21 protein-coding genes are annotated in these 16,300 nt (G+C 34.7%); 2 read left to right on the top strand and 19 right to left on the bottom strand.

Annotation, left to right across the window (positions count from 1 at the left end):
• Positions 1-21: 21 nt before the first annotated feature.
• The 14 genes from IJ535_RS02265 to IJ535_RS02200 all read right to left on the bottom strand — a co-directional run bounded on the left by IJ535_RS02265 (position 22) and on the right by IJ535_RS02200 (position 10,643).
• On the bottom strand, positions 22-150 hold the full coding sequence (locus tag IJ535_RS02265; RefSeq protein ID WP_294298266.1) for a hypothetical protein: 129 nt from the start codon (positions 148-150) through the stop codon (positions 22-24).
• Between the two features lie 198 nt (positions 151-348).
• The gene (locus tag IJ535_RS02260; protein ID WP_294298263.1) at positions 349-843 is read right to left on the bottom strand and encodes a pyridoxamine 5'-phosphate oxidase family protein; all 495 of its coding nucleotides are present in this window, start codon (positions 841-843) and stop codon (positions 349-351) included.
• 240 nt (positions 844-1,083) lie between these two features.
• Entirely contained in the window at positions 1,084-1,212 is a 129-nt protein-coding gene (locus IJ535_RS02255) for a hypothetical protein (protein WP_294298261.1), read from the bottom strand.
• A 159-nt stretch (positions 1,213-1,371) separates the two neighbouring features.
• Positions 1,372-1,935 carry a hypothetical protein gene (locus IJ535_RS02250; RefSeq protein ID WP_294298258.1) on the bottom strand — a complete coding sequence of 188 codons (564 nt, stop codon included), beginning with the start codon at positions 1,933-1,935 and terminating at the stop codon, positions 1,372-1,374.
• On the bottom strand, positions 1,928-2,683 hold the full coding sequence (locus IJ535_RS02245) for an ImmA/IrrE family metallo-endopeptidase (protein ID WP_294298255.1): 756 nt from the start codon (positions 2,681-2,683) through the stop codon (positions 1,928-1,930). The genes IJ535_RS02250 and IJ535_RS02245 overlap by 8 nt, the downstream gene beginning before the upstream one ends.
• Position 2,684: 1 nt before the next feature.
• Positions 2,685-3,017 (bottom strand): helix-turn-helix domain-containing protein, encoded by a 333-nt coding sequence (locus IJ535_RS02240; protein WP_294298252.1) that lies wholly within the window; start codon positions 3,015-3,017, stop codon positions 2,685-2,687.
• 138 nt (positions 3,018-3,155) lie between these two features.
• On the bottom strand, positions 3,156-4,130 hold the full coding sequence (bsh, locus tag IJ535_RS02235; protein ID WP_294298249.1) for a choloylglycine hydrolase: 975 nt from the start codon (positions 4,128-4,130) through the stop codon (positions 3,156-3,158).
• Positions 4,131-4,145: 15 nt separating this feature from the next.
• Complete coding sequence (locus IJ535_RS02230) at positions 4,146-4,952, bottom strand: hypothetical protein (RefSeq protein WP_294298246.1); 807 nt, start codon at positions 4,950-4,952, stop codon at positions 4,146-4,148.
• Positions 4,953-5,145: 193 nt separating this feature from the next.
• Positions 5,146-6,156, bottom strand: a complete 1,011-nt coding sequence (locus tag IJ535_RS02225) for a type II toxin-antitoxin system antitoxin SocA domain-containing protein (RefSeq protein WP_294298244.1) — start codon at positions 6,154-6,156, stop codon at positions 5,146-5,148.
• A gap of 86 nt (positions 6,157-6,242) precedes the next feature.
• On the bottom strand, positions 6,243-6,635 hold the full coding sequence (locus IJ535_RS02220; protein ID WP_294298241.1) for a hypothetical protein: 393 nt from the start codon (positions 6,633-6,635) through the stop codon (positions 6,243-6,245).
• A gap of 286 nt (positions 6,636-6,921) precedes the next feature.
• Positions 6,922-7,257, bottom strand: a complete 336-nt coding sequence (locus IJ535_RS02215; protein WP_330619486.1) for a hypothetical protein — start codon at positions 7,255-7,257, stop codon at positions 6,922-6,924.
• Between the two features lie 54 nt (positions 7,258-7,311).
• Positions 7,312-7,896, bottom strand: a complete 585-nt coding sequence (locus tag IJ535_RS02210) for a hypothetical protein (protein WP_294298238.1) — start codon at positions 7,894-7,896, stop codon at positions 7,312-7,314.
• A gap of 58 nt (positions 7,897-7,954) precedes the next feature.
• A complete protein-coding gene (locus tag IJ535_RS02205; protein WP_294298236.1) occupies positions 7,955-9,151 on the bottom strand; it encodes a hypothetical protein in 1,197 nt (398 codons plus the stop codon).
• Positions 9,152-9,482: 331 nt separating this feature from the next.
• Positions 9,483-10,643, bottom strand: a complete 1,161-nt coding sequence (locus IJ535_RS02200; protein ID WP_294298234.1) for a Fic family protein — start codon at positions 10,641-10,643, stop codon at positions 9,483-9,485.
• Between the two features lie 128 nt (positions 10,644-10,771).
• Between IJ535_RS02200 and IJ535_RS14215 the strand changes: the two genes are divergently transcribed.
• Positions 10,772-11,032, top strand: a complete 261-nt coding sequence (locus IJ535_RS14215; protein WP_442961359.1) for a transposase — start codon at positions 10,772-10,774, stop codon at positions 11,030-11,032.
• 292 nt (positions 11,033-11,324) lie between these two features.
• Here the strand turns inward: IJ535_RS14215 and IJ535_RS02195 are convergent, their stop codons facing one another.
• The 5 genes from IJ535_RS02195 to tnpA form a co-directional block, all read right to left on the bottom strand.
• Positions 11,325-11,987, bottom strand: coding sequence for a DUF3800 domain-containing protein (locus IJ535_RS02195; protein WP_294298231.1), 663 nt, complete (start codon positions 11,985-11,987; stop codon positions 11,325-11,327).
• Between the two features lie 294 nt (positions 11,988-12,281).
• Positions 12,282-13,169 carry a hypothetical protein gene (locus IJ535_RS02190; protein WP_294298228.1) on the bottom strand — a complete coding sequence of 296 codons (888 nt, stop codon included), beginning with the start codon at positions 13,167-13,169 and terminating at the stop codon, positions 12,282-12,284.
• A gap of 46 nt (positions 13,170-13,215) precedes the next feature.
• Positions 13,216-14,853 (bottom strand): IS66 family transposase, encoded by a 1,638-nt coding sequence (gene tnpC / locus IJ535_RS02185; RefSeq protein WP_294298226.1) that lies wholly within the window; start codon positions 14,851-14,853, stop codon positions 13,216-13,218.
• A 77-nt stretch (positions 14,854-14,930) separates the two neighbouring features.
• Entirely contained in the window at positions 14,931-15,278 is a 348-nt protein-coding gene (gene tnpB, locus IJ535_RS02180) for an IS66 family insertion sequence element accessory protein TnpB (RefSeq protein ID WP_015550389.1), read from the bottom strand.
• The gene (tnpA, locus tag IJ535_RS02175) at positions 15,275-15,658 is read right to left on the bottom strand and encodes an IS66 family insertion sequence element accessory protein TnpA (protein WP_242942880.1); all 384 of its coding nucleotides are present in this window, start codon (positions 15,656-15,658) and stop codon (positions 15,275-15,277) included. The genes tnpB and tnpA overlap by 4 nt, the downstream gene beginning before the upstream one ends.
• Positions 15,659-16,130: 472 nt before the next feature.
• Between tnpA and IJ535_RS14170 the strand changes: the two genes are divergently transcribed.
• A partial coding sequence (locus IJ535_RS14170; protein ID WP_294298391.1) for a transposase occupies positions 16,131-16,300 on the top strand: 170 nt, incomplete at its 3' end.

Raw genomic sequence — 16,300 nt, 5'->3', positions numbered from 1 at the left:
CTTTTCCTTCCCTAAATTCATTTAATCGACCCAATCTTTCGAAAACCCCATTGTAGAAACGTCAACTACATCATATTTACCAACTAATTCTTCAAATTTATCTGCAAACTCCCCCACTGCTTTGATCCTTGCAAAATATATTTTAAGCATATTAAAAAGTACAATTTCGTTATATCCTCAAATTTTACACCAGGCTCATATGTCCCATTCTTAGGTTTCAATCTCAAACTATATGCCTTTATTATTCTAAAATAGGAGATATTTTCAACCTGTTTTTGTTATTCGAAAGTCTTTTCTTATTAATCCTATATTTTGCAGTATACATAACATCGTAGGTTTCGCCAAAGATTAACCTTCGCTTCCAGGCAAAGGTCTTCTCTTAGCAGTAAGTTCGTTAACATCAATTCTCATAACCGTAACAATAGACACCATTCGCTCATCAAACTGGAAATCATCACGGCCAGTTTGTGTCTTCATAAGAATCTTCAGTGAATTAATCTTTTCATCCACATCCTCTACTATGGTGACTGTTCCAAAACCCATTACACATTCGTAAACCATTCCGTATTGGCAGGCCATTCGACCTTCGAATAGTTCCACATTACGTTCCATTGTGAAGCAGCAATTAGGATTCTTTCTGATGATGTCCAACTTCCGGCCTTCGTGAGCTCCGTGAAGGTATAATACATAATGTCCATCGGATTCATCCTTAGTAACCCCATAATTAAGTGGGACCACGTAAGGCATGCCATCATCCACCAAGCCTAAATGCAGATAACTGCAGGTGTCTAAGATTTCTTGTATTTGATTTGGATCTGTAATTTCTCGTTCTCTGCGTCTCATAAAAATCCTCCCTATAATATTATTCTAATAATATCATAAGCAGGATTTGCATTCATCTGATTCTTTTTACTCTTAGTTTTTGCGCCATGGCCAATTTTAATATATTTAACTCATTATTTTTTTTCATTATTTTTATTGCAATTTTTCTTTCCCATTATGCCCCCATATAAAAACTTATATAAAGTGAAATAAGAGGAGGTGTCACACCTCCTCTTATAACATTGTAATTGTATCGAATAACTAATGATACTTTTGTTTGTGGCTATTCAGAGTTTTAGCAGCTTTACTTTTAGCAGCGCTAGAAGATGTTTTTCTTGCTAAAATTCTGCCAGCTTTACCAACTTTACCACCATGATGAATTTTTCCCATCTCTCTTATCCTCCTTTACTATTATTTCCAAAATACAATTTGGATTTGTAGCATAGGATAAGATTTGTTATACTTTTCATGTGCTAAATGAAAGTGGCGTATATCATTTCAATCTTATCCGCTGCTAATCAGGGAACTAAGTTATTACTTAGTTCCTTTTTATATATAAGGTTTCCCCTTACATTCGTTACTAGTAGACCGCATATGCAAATATTCAGTAAAAGAGTCACTGGGTAATTTGCGGTTTTTTGCAAGCATTCTAGCCCAAATATCATTTCCATCTTCTTCGGTTATCAAATTCTTTTTTAGAGCCTCAGTCAATATCATCCCGGTATCAATATGCTTCAATCCATATTTATCAATATATGGAGCTATATCTTTGTAATTGTTACTTGCTAGGACGCCATTATGTATTTTAGCGAGAGCAATTCCCACAGCCTCGCCTTTACCAATTTGCTTGTTTCCTTCCTGCCCGTAAACAAGTGCTTGATATACTCTATACTCCTCTGTGCCAAACTCTATTTCTTGAATTTGAGCACTCTTATTAGCCAATAGAATATCAGCTCTGCGTTTTAAATGAGGGATAGCTGGATTAGATAATTCCTCATATACCGGTCCTGGAAAAATTATTCGCCCTCCATAGAGTTCACTTAATATATTTATATCATTTATCCACAGAAAAGCTGACAAACAATCTGTGTCGAAGAAATACTCATTAGTCATTCAAGTTACCTTCCTCCTCTTCAAGATTGTATACAATATCAGCCCTATAGCCATCCAATAATAATTCTTCTCTCTTACCATCGGAAATCAAGTCTTTGCTTGACAGCTCTTCGATTTTACGGATATATTCACCAGTTGCAAAATATTCTCTATTTTGAGGCGATGGTTGATATAATTCCTTACCATACCCTAGTAATGCAGCAACTCTAGATACTGTAATATCTTTAAAACTTTCTTCTTCATTTTCATCAATAAAACCATTACTTGCTAATCTAAATAACATTGCCATATGACTTATTTGAAAAAATTGTTCAGCTTCTATAACCCTTTCAAGAGTCCATTCTTGATTTATATTAGCAGCGTATTGATACAAAGCATCATAAGGTAGTAGCAAATAACTAGCGAACTTATCTGCTTCTTTTTCAGAATCCGTTTGATTATCACCCATGTTTTTATTACATATTACTTGGCCAACTATGTTTTCATAAAGTACATGATAAAGCTCGTGCGCAAGTGTAAATCGTTGCCTACCGTAGGAAGTCTTTGAATTTATACAAATGACGATATCCTCATCCACTTTGGTACACATACCGCTAATTCTATCTGATAATGGATATCTAAGAATGGTAATATTCCGTTCTTTCCACCCATTGACTATTCCAAAAATATCAATTGGCGAATATCCATCTTCATTCCAGCCTCTTCGAGTCTGTAATGCAAGTGAATTCAATTCCTGATCTGTTTTCATATTAATTCTCCAATAAGTTGTTCATATATTTAATATTTCTTGCAATTCTATTAACTGCAGCTATACTTTCCAAATCTTCTGCCTGAATACAATTTGCTCTAAATGCAAATGTCATTGGAGTGAATTCATCATCTATCCCTAATAAGTAATTTTCTGTACAACAGAATAAACTACATATTTTTTCAATTAGTGATACATTTAATACCCTAGTCCCATTTTCAAGTTTTGTAACTAAACTTTGGTCTACTCCAAGGTATTGAGCCATTTGATCTTGAGTTAGTTTGCTATTCTTCCGCAATTCCTTTAATCTATTGCATTGAATACTTTCTTCCATATTGTTACCTCCGTTCCATAATCTTATTATATATCCTCTTTGTCATATTTTCAATATGTTAGATTATAAATTTTATGACACGCTATTTAAATTAACTGCTGCATCACATGTCTCAATCGTAGTCTTTGCAATATCCATTCAATTCTCAAAAAATATATTCTCACCATGTCTCAGCGGATATGTTGATAACTCTGTTCCGTCCAGATTGGTCTTGTGCATATCTACAGCTGTAATCTGATGATTCTCGTATGTGTTGTAATAATAAATTCCCTTATCCAAATTACAACACGAGGTGTAGATAGTTATTTCATATGCTTCACCGCCTAAATGAACGCAACCACGCTGTTGGTCTACAGAACCTAGGATATGGAAGAATTGGCTTACGCTTTCTAGTTCTGATTCTCCTGAAATTGAATTCATCCTGGTGAAAGCAGCTTTTACGAAACGGGATGTGGATGATAAATCTCCCGGTAGACCTATTGCTCCCATTCCACGGCTATACTGGTTCAATGATATTCCTTCTGCAAATGTGTTCTGGGCTGGCTCGGCAGTAAGTGCCATATATTTATTCAGTTCAAACAGCTGTATGTCAAAGGTAGGATTGTTGGTCATTACGCCTACAGGATTATCGTAAATGCGAAGTCCAGTTTTTGTCTGCTCCACAACTATGGATTCTGTCTTATCTGAAATCATCCAGTGAAGAGGTGACAAAGGCAATTGGTCGCTGAAGTTTTCGTTAATCAGATTGATTTTATCCAATAACAATCTGGCCTCTTTCACAGAAGCACACTGCCCTAATATCCAAGGAATAAATTCAAAAGGAGTGATATTGTCCTTCCCCTCTACAATATCTTTGTAATCGGCATTATCAGGAAAGTTCAGGCCAGCCATGCCAAGACCCTTTTCATTTATAGCATCATAAAACAGTGGATAATTATCAACCACATACGCCATTCCGAGCAATGCGTAATGGCTATCTAAATCGGCCGCATGTCGTATATGCAGTTGATAATTTCTTGGCATGATTGTCACTGTTTCGTTATATGAAAACTCTAAATCTAAGTTTCGTCCAAAGTAATGGTCCTTACTGTAGTATGTTGCTGCTGTACACATAAACTCTCCCCCTTTTTACTCCTCGTCAGTCTCCTTTGGCTTAATCATAAGGTTATCTGCAATCACGGATTTCTTTGAAAATCTTAATGTAGTGTAGCCTATGATGCTGAATGCCACAGCTCCGACTAAGTTTACCAGCAAATCCTTCATTGTATCGATGATACCAATATCAAGGTAGCCGCCCGGTACTACGTATGATTGTCCGTCTGCTGTTTTGATTATAGTTTCTGAAATGTTGTTGATAACGAAAGGCATTCCACTATTTGCTGGGTCCAGTGTAACTGAACCGATTTCTTTTACTATGAAATCCTTTTGCATGTCTAGATAGAAAAGCTGGTCCATGGTAAATTCAAAGAACTCCCAAATAACCCCAACTGTCATAGAAAAGCAAAAAGCCACTAGGGTCAAATAAAATGGTGATAAATTAATATGTTTGCTGCTTCTGTTTAACAGATAGATGAGTGAAAACCCGATGGCTGCGCACAGGAAGCCGTTCATGGTATGCAGCATCGTGTCCCATCCAGGAATCATCACATAATAATGATTTACTTCACCTAATATTTCTGCAGCGTATATAAATCCGAATATTATGGCCTGGAATACAGCTGGAAATTCTATCTTCATTTTATCCTGCAAAAATGCTGGCATTAAGAACAACAACAATGATAGGATGCAGATTGCTGCACTTTCGTAGTTTCTTGTAATAATGCATCTGATAAGAGTGAGTATTACCAAGCCTCTAAGTATAAGATAAAAGGTAAATGTTCTCTTATTTTTCTTGTAGCTGTCTACTAGGGAATTTTTGTAGTCTATTAGTTTCATCTTAGGGTCCTTTCAATAGTCATGCGAAATGTAAAGTTGCATATTTCGGGATTAGCATTTTATCCTTCCTCAATAAGTATATCATATACCCCATGGCTTTCATGTTCTTTTCAATTATTAACCTTAATATGTCATCCCAGTCATCCAACTTCTTTCATAATACAAGGTCTTTCGTTCTATAAACTTATATCTACTACATTACCCCCAAAGACTCAATATATTCTTTTACGCCCTCATCTGTATTTAGCTTATATTTATTATTTACTTTTTCAAAGTAATCTTTTATAGATTCGTGAGTGATTTGTTCTTCGCATCGTTCATCTAATGCATAGCCACTGTGCGCATCTATCCATGGTGCTTCAGCATGTGTTAATTCTTTTAATGTAAATCCGTTAAATATAGCAAAATGTTTCAGAACATAATCAACTAGTTTTCTATGCTTTTCATCAAGAATATTAGATGTATCGCTTTTATCTATAACTATTTGGTCACTTCCAAAAACCTTATATTTCTCATAAATATCTCTATATACCGGACCCAACTTCCATGCTTCACATCTATTATTAAAAAGCTGTTCTCCAAGAATCACTTGACCAAACGCTTCAATGTAATATAAAAGCTTCTGCAAAGACAGATTTGTTATCTCATAACTTGAATTTAAGATATAAATAGCATACCTTTCAATTGATGAACTGTATTCATTTATAGATTTATAGTACTCAAGCTTTCCCTTTATTTTTTCAACACCCTTTGGGGTAAGTTTGTCTTTATTTAATTCATAAAAATACAGCATTACTCTATAATCCCGATTTACTTTTCTTAATAAATCTGAATACTCTCTGTTTGGCAATTGTCCGTCGAGATATTTTTCTATAGTATGCTCTCCAAATCCAAGCAATTTTGATAGAGGTCGTTTTTCTATGCTATATTTATCAATTATTTCTTTTATTTCTTCAATTTGTATATAGTCATTTTCTTTTCTAAATATGTATTCAAATGATGCTTCGTTTTCATCCTCTATACCAGGTACCATAACTTCACATCCACATTTCTTACAATAAGCTACACGCTTATTAAACTCATAATCTTTCCCATTAACTCTTCGAAGTTCACGTTCCGTCTTAACATAAAACTCCTGTAAACTCCTACACTTGGAGCACAGGATTTTGTCATAAGGTTCTCCCCCACGTGCTTTCGTATTCATATAAAAATCCTCATTGTTCAATTAATCTGTATTATTTTTACATCTTTATATAAGTGAATAATATTCACCAATTATCATCTTTTATATTAGTATTCTTTTTCATGAAATGAAATAATAAATAACAAATTATTGTTATTTTCATCCCATGAAACCTTGATGTATAAATCTACATCTTTTTCAGAAGCATCTTCAAAGTATCTAGGTATCAATTTAACTGTCTTTACAAAAAAATATACTAATGAATCATAATCTGGATTGTCACTAAATTCCCATCTTTTGTAATCATTAATTGTTAATGACTTAAGAATTTCCCTACGTTTTGCCGAAGTAATAACATAATCTTTAAACAGTTTTTCATTTTTATCTCTAGGAATAACTGTGTAATCAATTCCCTCATAGCCCGATGAAATACAATTAACCAATCTATTAACTATATCACTCGGGCTATATCCATTAGGATCTCTCATCATATCTTCCATAACGATATGCCTCCACTATTCTTGTAAAAATATAATAATAAAAGAGTACACTTTTGTCAATAAGTGTACTCTTGTTGATTTAATATATTAAACGTGGTCGCTTTGATTATGCTGGCACCAGTTTTAGGTTTAAGTCCATCAATCCATTTATACTTCTTACTTAGCAGATAAACATTATCCTATAATGTACCTAGCCTTACAGCAATGGACCTTTTCATACATGTATGAAGCTATTTAGTCACCCCTACTCAAAACAACCCCTAACAACCTCAATAATCCTATCCTGCTACTCAAGTGTCATCTTATTATCACTAGGCAAACATAATCCCTTAGCAAATATATCCGCTCCTATATCAAACGGCTTGCCGTCTGTGCCGAGGGTGCCGCCTGCGATAACATTGCTAATGCGGTAATTGTAGACAAGTTCTTCGTGCTGATACCAGCTCGCCGCCTCTCTAGCCTGAGTAGACCACTTGCGCACCTTTTCAGCCGCAAGTCGCTCTACCTCGTTAGGATTAGCACCCACTGTAGACATCCACTTTGTGTCGTAAGCTTCACGAATATATTTAATCTCCTCACCATGCATTGTAGGTGATGATAACCAAACTTTATTTGTAACCAATTTACCATTTACAGCATTACCTTAAACATTACAAAAACATTAGTGTAATGTCTGTTATTTTGTTTCAAGCTTCTCCAGACCCCACAATGCTTTATCAACCATTCGAGGATTCCATTTGTGGTGTGGGAATACACTATTAAAATGCATTGCTATTTGCCCAAGAGCATTCTCCATCTTAATTATTTCATCAATCCCACACTCTGATGCCACTGTATGTTTAACCGAAACCATTCCATACTTTCGAAGTTGATGAAGCACGCTATTATTAATTATTCCATATCTATTAGGATCAATCAACGCAACCATCCCCGTAGCCAAAACAGCACCAATCCCATCAATCTTGATGATATCGCTTATTATACTCTCAAAATCTTTTTTGTTTTCTTTTACTGATGCATAAATATCAGATAAACAATGTGGATGTAAATGAATATATGACTTAAATTCTTCTTTATAGTAAGTAGTATTCATCCAGCTAAAATAGTCTTCTCGTATGAAACGTTCAAATTCATCGATTCTATATCCAGGTCGACTTATCAGAGTAGACCTGTACTCCAACAAACTCCTCTCACGGTCACGTTTTACAATATCTTTCTCATACTCTAACAATCCATTCATTGCAGTTTCTATATCAATCATTTTCCACCTAATTCAGCCATAGAGCCAGCCTGCGCAGCAATATTGTTCTCAACTTAAACTACTCAAATGCCTCATACTTTACGACATTAATCTTTTTATTTTTATATTGAACATAAACATTTTCCTGGTCATTGTTTTTGTAAGATTCTAATAAACTACTGATATTCTCAAAATCTAATTCTGAATAAGCCACAATATCAACATCCTCTATTTGTCCTGAATCTATTAATTCGCTTATTCTAACTATTATATGATTATCTATATATGTATCAAAAAGTCTTTTATCAGGCATAGCTGTACTCAGTTCTTCAGCTATAGCCATTTTGACAAAACTCATACCATACACTAACATATGTCCATACGTTCTTGTATTATCCTTGAAAAGAGCATCGTTATATCTATTGTCTGTCAAGTAATGTTTTTTTATTGCAGTTGGAGCGAACAGAAAATTATATTGATTATTTTCTTTAATTGTTAATGCTCGTATAACTTCATCTAATTCATTCAGTATTCTTCTGTGACTCTCATATTTTCCGTGCAAATATTCGGTATTTTCCCAATACTCCTCAATTTCACAACCATAATTGGTTGTCATTGTAATGGCACTATCCGTCAAATAGTTTATCTTAAAATTCTTGTATTCATTTAATCTAAGTTCCTGTAGCTGTTGATTATGAGAAATGAACTGATTCTGCAAGCAGTCATATAGATTATAATAAAAACATATATTATCAAATATATTATCTATTTTTCTTTTTAGCTTATTAAAATCTTTTAATGCTTTTTTATCATCTACAATTCTCCTGAAAGATTTATGATAATTTTCGTTTGCAAGGTAATTCATAACTAAGCATACTGCTAGAGCTTGATTATTAGTCCTTTTCCTGGCAATTTCATTAACAAAATAGCTGAACTCTGTTTCAAAATATGTAAATAATTCCTTAGGATTCTTCGAATAAATATTATTAATATCAGCATATACTTGAGAAAGACTTTCGCGTCCCGATTTACTTAGTATTTTATTCGCTATCTCAATATAAGTATTATCATTATTTCCAGATATTAATACATCTAAAAATTCACTAAATGAAAATAGAAATTTATACTCTTCTTTTACCTCCCTTTTAATTATCCCTTCTACTCGTACATTAAACCCATTACCAAAGATTATACTATCATATTGCTTAGCGTGTCCAATTCCCAATCTACGTAGTATTTCTTTGACAATCGATTTTTTACCAAAAATCTCTACCATACGCTTTATCTCCTATTTAGTGTGTAGCCTCACCTATCGTGCACCCGCCTTGTTATACTCTAACTCTTTTAAATGAACCACCTCTATGATAACTAATAAATCACCCCATTTTCTTCCAACAACCTCAGACAATACTCATTATGCTCCTTATTGTCCATGCTGCAATACTCGGAGAGGAAATTATCGCCAAAAATGACTTAATTAACCGATCCCACCTATATGATTTTTCCGCATAAATATCTAATTAGAAAATCCACGCTTTTATCTGACCATATATTTCCAATATTTTTCTTGCATAAGTTTCCCTTTCTACTGTTGATTTTTAATTCTCCTACAATTCTGTACCCTTTTGCAGAATTCCAACATACTCTGCAAACCTATATTTTTTATATCTTTTTTTCTCCGGAGTATCATCAACCAATATTCCTAATTTGACAAACTCATTACAAACGGTAGCTCCCGTAGGTTCAGATACATTTAATAACTCAGAAACTTGCTTTTTAGAAACAATCGGGTATTCAAATAACAAATCTAACAACCTTTGATAACTACTATTTCCATTGTCTACCTTATATAAAACTTCTGAGTATTTTTTCTTTAATGACAAAATAGCCTTTGCTGAACTTGTTGCTTCATCTGAAGTCACTGCTACCCCTTGAAGAAAAAACTTAATCCAACTTTCCCAATCACCGTCGAATCTCACCTTATTTAAACATTCATAATACTCGCTACGATTTTGTTTAAAATAATAACTTATATAAAGCAATGGTTGAGTAAGTATTCTCTTTTTGCAAAGCCAAAACGTAATTAATAATCTTCCCATTCTACCATTACCATCTAAGAAAGGATGAATAGTTTCGAACTGAGCATGAATCAAGGCTATCTTTATCAATGCAGGAATATGATCATCTTCATAAAAAAAGTTTTCCAGTGCACTCATGGACTTAAGCATCTCAGTTGGTGAAGGTGGAATGAACGATGCGTTTTCAAGCGTGCATCCAGCAGGCCCTATCCAATTTTGACTTTTGCGAAATTCACCTGGATTCTTAGTTGAACCTCTAACATTTGTCAACAGTATCTGATGTATTTCTCTTATCAAACGCAAGCTGAATGGCAATGATTCGAGTCGATCAAGACCATACGTTATTGCATTTACGTAATTTACTACTTCCTTTATATTATCAGGCTCATAATCTGGTCCCTTCTCATCTTGAGTATTCAAGATATCAATCATTGATGCTTGTGTACCTTCAATTTGAGAACTTAATACGGCCTCTTTTTTCACATACATCGCCACAAACAACTCCGGATTTGGTAGTATTTCGGTTATCCCATCCAACCGTCCCAGCTTTCTGTCTGCCTGAGAAAGTAAATCCTGCATTTCATCATCAATAATTACCGGCGGATTTGGCGGCAAATCATTTGGAATAAACGAATCGTAACCAGTCGGTTGTTTTATTATATATCCAGTTCGATTGCTCGTTACTTGCATTTCAATACCTCACTCTAACTTAAACAATTTTTGCTTATATTTATAATATTTCTTTTAAGCAAAAAAAACAACCGATTTTTTTGCTTAAAAACCAGTTGCTTCTTCTAAGGAAAATATACTTTAGTTAAATTTGTATAAATGAAAATAATAGTTCAGAATTTACAAACCTACTCTCTCTTGTTTTCAATTGTCTATACGATAGCAGACTTTCTAATGGTCCTATTGAATCAATAAATAGAAAAGTAAAGGATCTTCGTCGTTCTGGAAGAGTTTTTCGCAACTTCGAACACTTCAGAAACCGCTTTCTATACGCCACAAGAAAGACCCCTGTATTAAATGGAGTTTCTGATTACAATCCTGTAACCTATTTTGAAGATGATGATTTTTAGAAATGTATTATTAAAGGGTCTGGCTTTCGCCAGACCCTCAACTTGTACCCTCAAGTTTGCCCCTCAAACTAGCCCCTCAAGTTAGAACCTCAACAAGTTTGGCAAACCCTCAAAAACTTTGATCATCCTTATTATTATAACAATAATAAAAAGGCGCAGCTATAAAGATGGTTACCACATAGGCAACTTATGCAGAAAATAAACGCACATCTATATAGGCTTACACGCCTTTATAATCATTATTGGAACTTTATTCTACTATTTATATCGTTCAAAAGCAAGGAAAAGTTAATTATTTGGCAAATTTTTTTGAAGGGAAATGAATGGCTTTATTAACAATAGGCGTATATAGCTGATAATACATATCTATACCAAATTCGTAATATGAATATACAGCATTTGCAAAGTAATCCGCAACTTGAACAGAGTATGCGTTAGCGGCATCAGAATCCATGCTTTTAAAATTGAAATTAATATCATATCCTTTATCATAAATAAAATACAACTGTAGGTATTCAGATAAAGAATTGACAGATCCAACTTTAGTTGTGTGATTATCATAAATTATATTAATTGTAGAGCCATCATCATTAGCTGAAATGAGTTTATCAAGTAACAATTTCATCAAATAATTGTAGAAGATATTTTTTTCTTTCAAAAGCGATGGCTTTATATGCTTCAAATCAGCAACAATATAAGACACACGAACATCTTTTGTAACTAAAGTCTCTGCAATATGATACTTTATGCAAGGATAAGCATCCTTGGCTTTTATTTCATGTGAATGAAGACATGCCAGTTCAATAAAGAGACGTTTTGCTTTTCCAAGTTTGTTTTTCATGTAATTATTTAAGGATTTGTAATTGCTGGTTTCAATACAGGCTATAACAAAATATCTTCCTGTAGAGCCGAGATTTCCTGATTCATCAAAAATAAAGTATTTATTCATACCCATAAATAGCTCCAATAAACATTCGTTTGTATAAATATTATCAAAAAAATAATTTAATTACAATCTTGCTTGGAGTTTGATATTAGACATATATTACGGGTGGATATATTTATCATATTGTCGTTTAAACTCTTATGTTATATTCATTATAGCATAATAGTGTGGCCAATACAGGTTTTATCTAACTATCTACTTGAGTTATGTATTGAGTTTTCTATTTACATCACGTATATAGCTACCAAAAGCGCTTCAACTGAACCACTAACATTCCCATGCTCATTATGCAAGGAATACCTCTTATTCATCTAAGGGAATTACAGAATACTCTTCTAATTCATCTTTTAGAATATCCCATCTATCATAATACTCAGCTATGATATCCACTTCTTTAGCTGCTAATTTCCACTCTTTGACGATTGCTTCTTCAGATATAGCAAATACTTTATTAAACTCATTCTCATATCCATTAAAATAGTCATAAATTTGCTCTTTATTACCTACTAAATCTCCTATACAGTCTATCATTATTATCGCTCTATATATTGGTATCGGATGCATCTTACTTCTAATCCCGTCAAAATCTGTAATAAACCTTTGCCAATACATCGCTCCACATATAGCACCGCACATAATCTTTGTAATAAAGTCTATGGTAACATCCGGTAATATTTCTTTTTTCCTCAAATTTATTACTTTCGCTATATTAGTAGCAGACATACAATCGGCATCCCATTCTAATGTCTGTATATCAAGAATATGCGATTCAATTAAATTATGTTTTTCCCAATAACCATATAAGCCAACATGTCCTCTGTAAATATGTGCCATTTCATGTAATAAGACGCTAAATAACGCAAATTTAAAAAGCATCTCTTTAATTATTTCTATATTTTTTCCATCAACCACAATTCCTTTATAATCCATTGAATAGAACATCTCATACATTGCAACAATTATTAGTCGACTGAAAACTATTTTTCCTCTATGTTTTTCCTCCCCTAGAGATGCTTTTACCGAAAAACTCTTCTCATCCACGATTAGGAACTCGACACCATCAATACTAGAGTTTATTTCCTTCTCAAAATATCCACTAACTTGCTGTACATATTCATCAAGAATTTTATCATAGTTTCTCTTTTCATCGTAAGCGCTTAGTATTACCCCGTAGGATATGAATAAAGGCATCCTTTCGGATGCCAGACATTCAACATATGGAGCATTTTACTCCATTTTATATAGCGCATGCTTCTCGAGTAGCTTTGCTCCATGGAGCTAACTGCTCTAGTTCCTCGTCTGACCAATCAGCACTCGGACGACACTCGAGAAGATACTCAAGATATTTTTCAGGATCTATGTCGTTAGACTTTGCGGTTTCAATCAGTGAGTAGATTACCATGCTGGCATTAGCACCATCCTGGCTATCACTAAATAACCAATTCTTCCTGCCCATTACAACAGGACGGATTGCATTTTCACTTAGATTATTGCTAAGGCTACAAGCTCCATCCTTAAGATAGTTCTTCAGGTATGGTCGGCATCCGTTGGTATAGTTAATCGCTTTGATTATACTATCGCCAGTCTTAGGTGTAAGTTCATCAAGCCACGCCAAGAAAGCATCTATCACAGGCTCTTGATCCTTGAGACGACGCTTATAAATCTGTTTAATTGAAAGTCCCTTCTCTTTATAGGTTCTTTCATAACTAAACAGCTTATCGCAGTATAGAAGTCCTTGTACCGCTGGATGAGTGTAATCCGTTTCATGACCTTTAGGAATGGCTCTAAGCCAATACCTTCTGATGTGTGCCCAGCAGGCACATCGATTGGCGTCAGGTACTTTATTGTATCCTTTGTAGCCATCAGTCATAAGGAAATATCCTTCGGGTGCATCCTTCAAGAAGTCTGCCGCATTGGCACCTTTTCTTGTTGGTGCGTAGTTGAAAAGGATTATTGGAACTCTTCGGTCTTCGCCAGTTCGAAATACCCATACATAGGATTTCGACTGTGGTCTTCGTTCAGGTTCTTTTAAAACCTGGATAGGAGTTTCATCAGCCATGAGGAACATCCTCTCGCATAGCTTTCGATGAAGATAATCATACATGTGAACCATGTAATCCTGTGAGCAGGTAATAATCCAGTTCGCCATGGTAGCTCTACTAATCTTGGCACCGAGATGCATGAAATCTTGTTCCTGCCTATACAATGGACAGGCCATGACATACTTGTAATACATCACATGTGCTGCAAGGCCTGAAGAAACATAACTACCTTCAATCAATGCAGCTTTACATTTATCATAGGCAAAGTAAGTTTCTGCTTCCTTTTCAGCGTTAGGACAACAATACGTCCTAGCCACGTACTCAATTCTCTCCAAGCTAGGCTTGTGATAGATTACCTCAGTGCGAACTACCTTTGTTCCAATAGGGACCATTACACTACCGCATTCAGGGCATTTACGTTCTTCCTCTGGAAGTTCATCAACAGGAACCTGTGTGGTCTTGATATTTTCAAAGATTTCATCATAGGTAGCCTTTGGCTTACGTTCACGAATGTGAGCTTTAACCTCGATAATCTCAGGCTCGATTGGAATGGCAGGCTTATCATCTTCATCAGCTGCATCAAAGAGACTAAGCTGACCAGGGATATCGTTTTTACGAATCTCACTGGTAGAACCAAACAGCTTATTCTTAAGATAATCAAGCTGTGCCTGAAGATTTGCTATGACCTGGTCCTTTTCATCAATCCTGGCATTACGCTCATCGATAGACTTTTGAAGCGACATAATAAGCGATGTCTGAGTGTTGATTGTATTATTCAGTTGTAAAATTGTATCCCTCAGATCCCTGAGTTGGATATCATTTGCACCTGACATTTACCTGTTAAAACTCCTTTTTCTGATACATTTATTATAACAGATTTAGGGGTAAAAACCCAGTAAAATCAAGGCTTTTAGGCACTTTTTATTGCCTTTGGTTGCTCGATATCCAGCCCTGACATTAGCCAGTCAAACTGTCTCCAGGTAATGGTTTTGACCTCGTTTTTATTACGTGGCCATTTGTATTTACCAAGCTTGTAATCGAGCCTTTTATATAAAAGCACAAAACCATCTTTTTCATGATACAGTGCTTTTATCCTGTCATTACGCTTACCGCAGAAGAGGTAAAGCGATGTGGTATTTTCTGCATCGAGTTCGAGCAGATCCTTAATTACGGCACACAGTCCATCTATGGACTTGCGCATATCTGTGTAACCACAGATGATATATATGTTATCTGCCATGGAGATATCACCAATCATACGCAACCTCCCAGGCAGGTCATAACCTGAGATAATAACTTTGGATTAACATCATTGAAAACTTTTATCGATGCCTGTCCTATAGTTATTTCGATGGCACAATTGTTTGATGGAAGCTGCTGAACCACTGGTGGCTTTTCAGCAGGAAGTTCATCGACAATTTCAAGTTTCACGATATCTGGTTTTGAATCAAGATGGTAATCTTCGGCATATGTTCTTTCAGGAACATTAGCTCCATCTCGTTTTAACTGTTTCACCCAACTATAAAAGGTGCTGCTTTGGATATCGTGCTTCTTGCACCACATGTAATCGGATAAGCCGCTGTTGCGACATTCCATTACCATGTCAAACTTTTGTTGCTTAGTAAATTTGCTTCGCATAATAACAACCTCCATGTGTAGTGAAGCACTCCACTTTGAATATCCTATTCGATATGGAGTAAAACGCTCCATATGTGAACGAACTATAACGAATAGTAATTGGAGTGAAATGCTCCATATATTTAGTTGTTATTATTATTTCAAAAGTGCCGCTGTCAGTCACGACAGTGGAATACTAAGCGCTTACTTTTCATCTTCAGAAAGATTAATATAAAGATTATTTTCACAAAGCTTGTCTATTAAATCTTGTTGAGTTTGTTCAGTATAATCCATTTATAGTTGATTCTATCCTTTCATTTAAGAATTAATTATTCCATCAATAATCCGTACTTATAATCTAGTTTTTTATGTTAATCCTGTTTCTTATAATGGTAGCGTAATTTAAGACACTTTTTGAGACATTTTATAATGAATCTGATACACTCAATTTAGCACAGAAAGGAATCATTATTATGTCTCGCACAAAAAGAACATTTTCACAGAATTCAAAGCAAAATTAGTCCTTAAGGTTCTCAAGGGAGAAAAGGAACTCAATGTCATCGCTACCGAAAATGATATACAGCCAAATCTCTTAAGGAACTGGAAAAAGGAGTCCTTAGATAAAGCATCTGTAGTTTTTGACGATTCTCGTGAGGAAAACCT

Origin of the sequence: Pseudobutyrivibrio sp. (assembly GCF_017471675.1) — a bacterium.
Lineage (GTDB): Bacteria > Bacillota > Clostridia > Lachnospirales > Lachnospiraceae > Pseudobutyrivibrio.
This window is presented reverse-complemented; position numbering and strand designations above follow the sequence as displayed.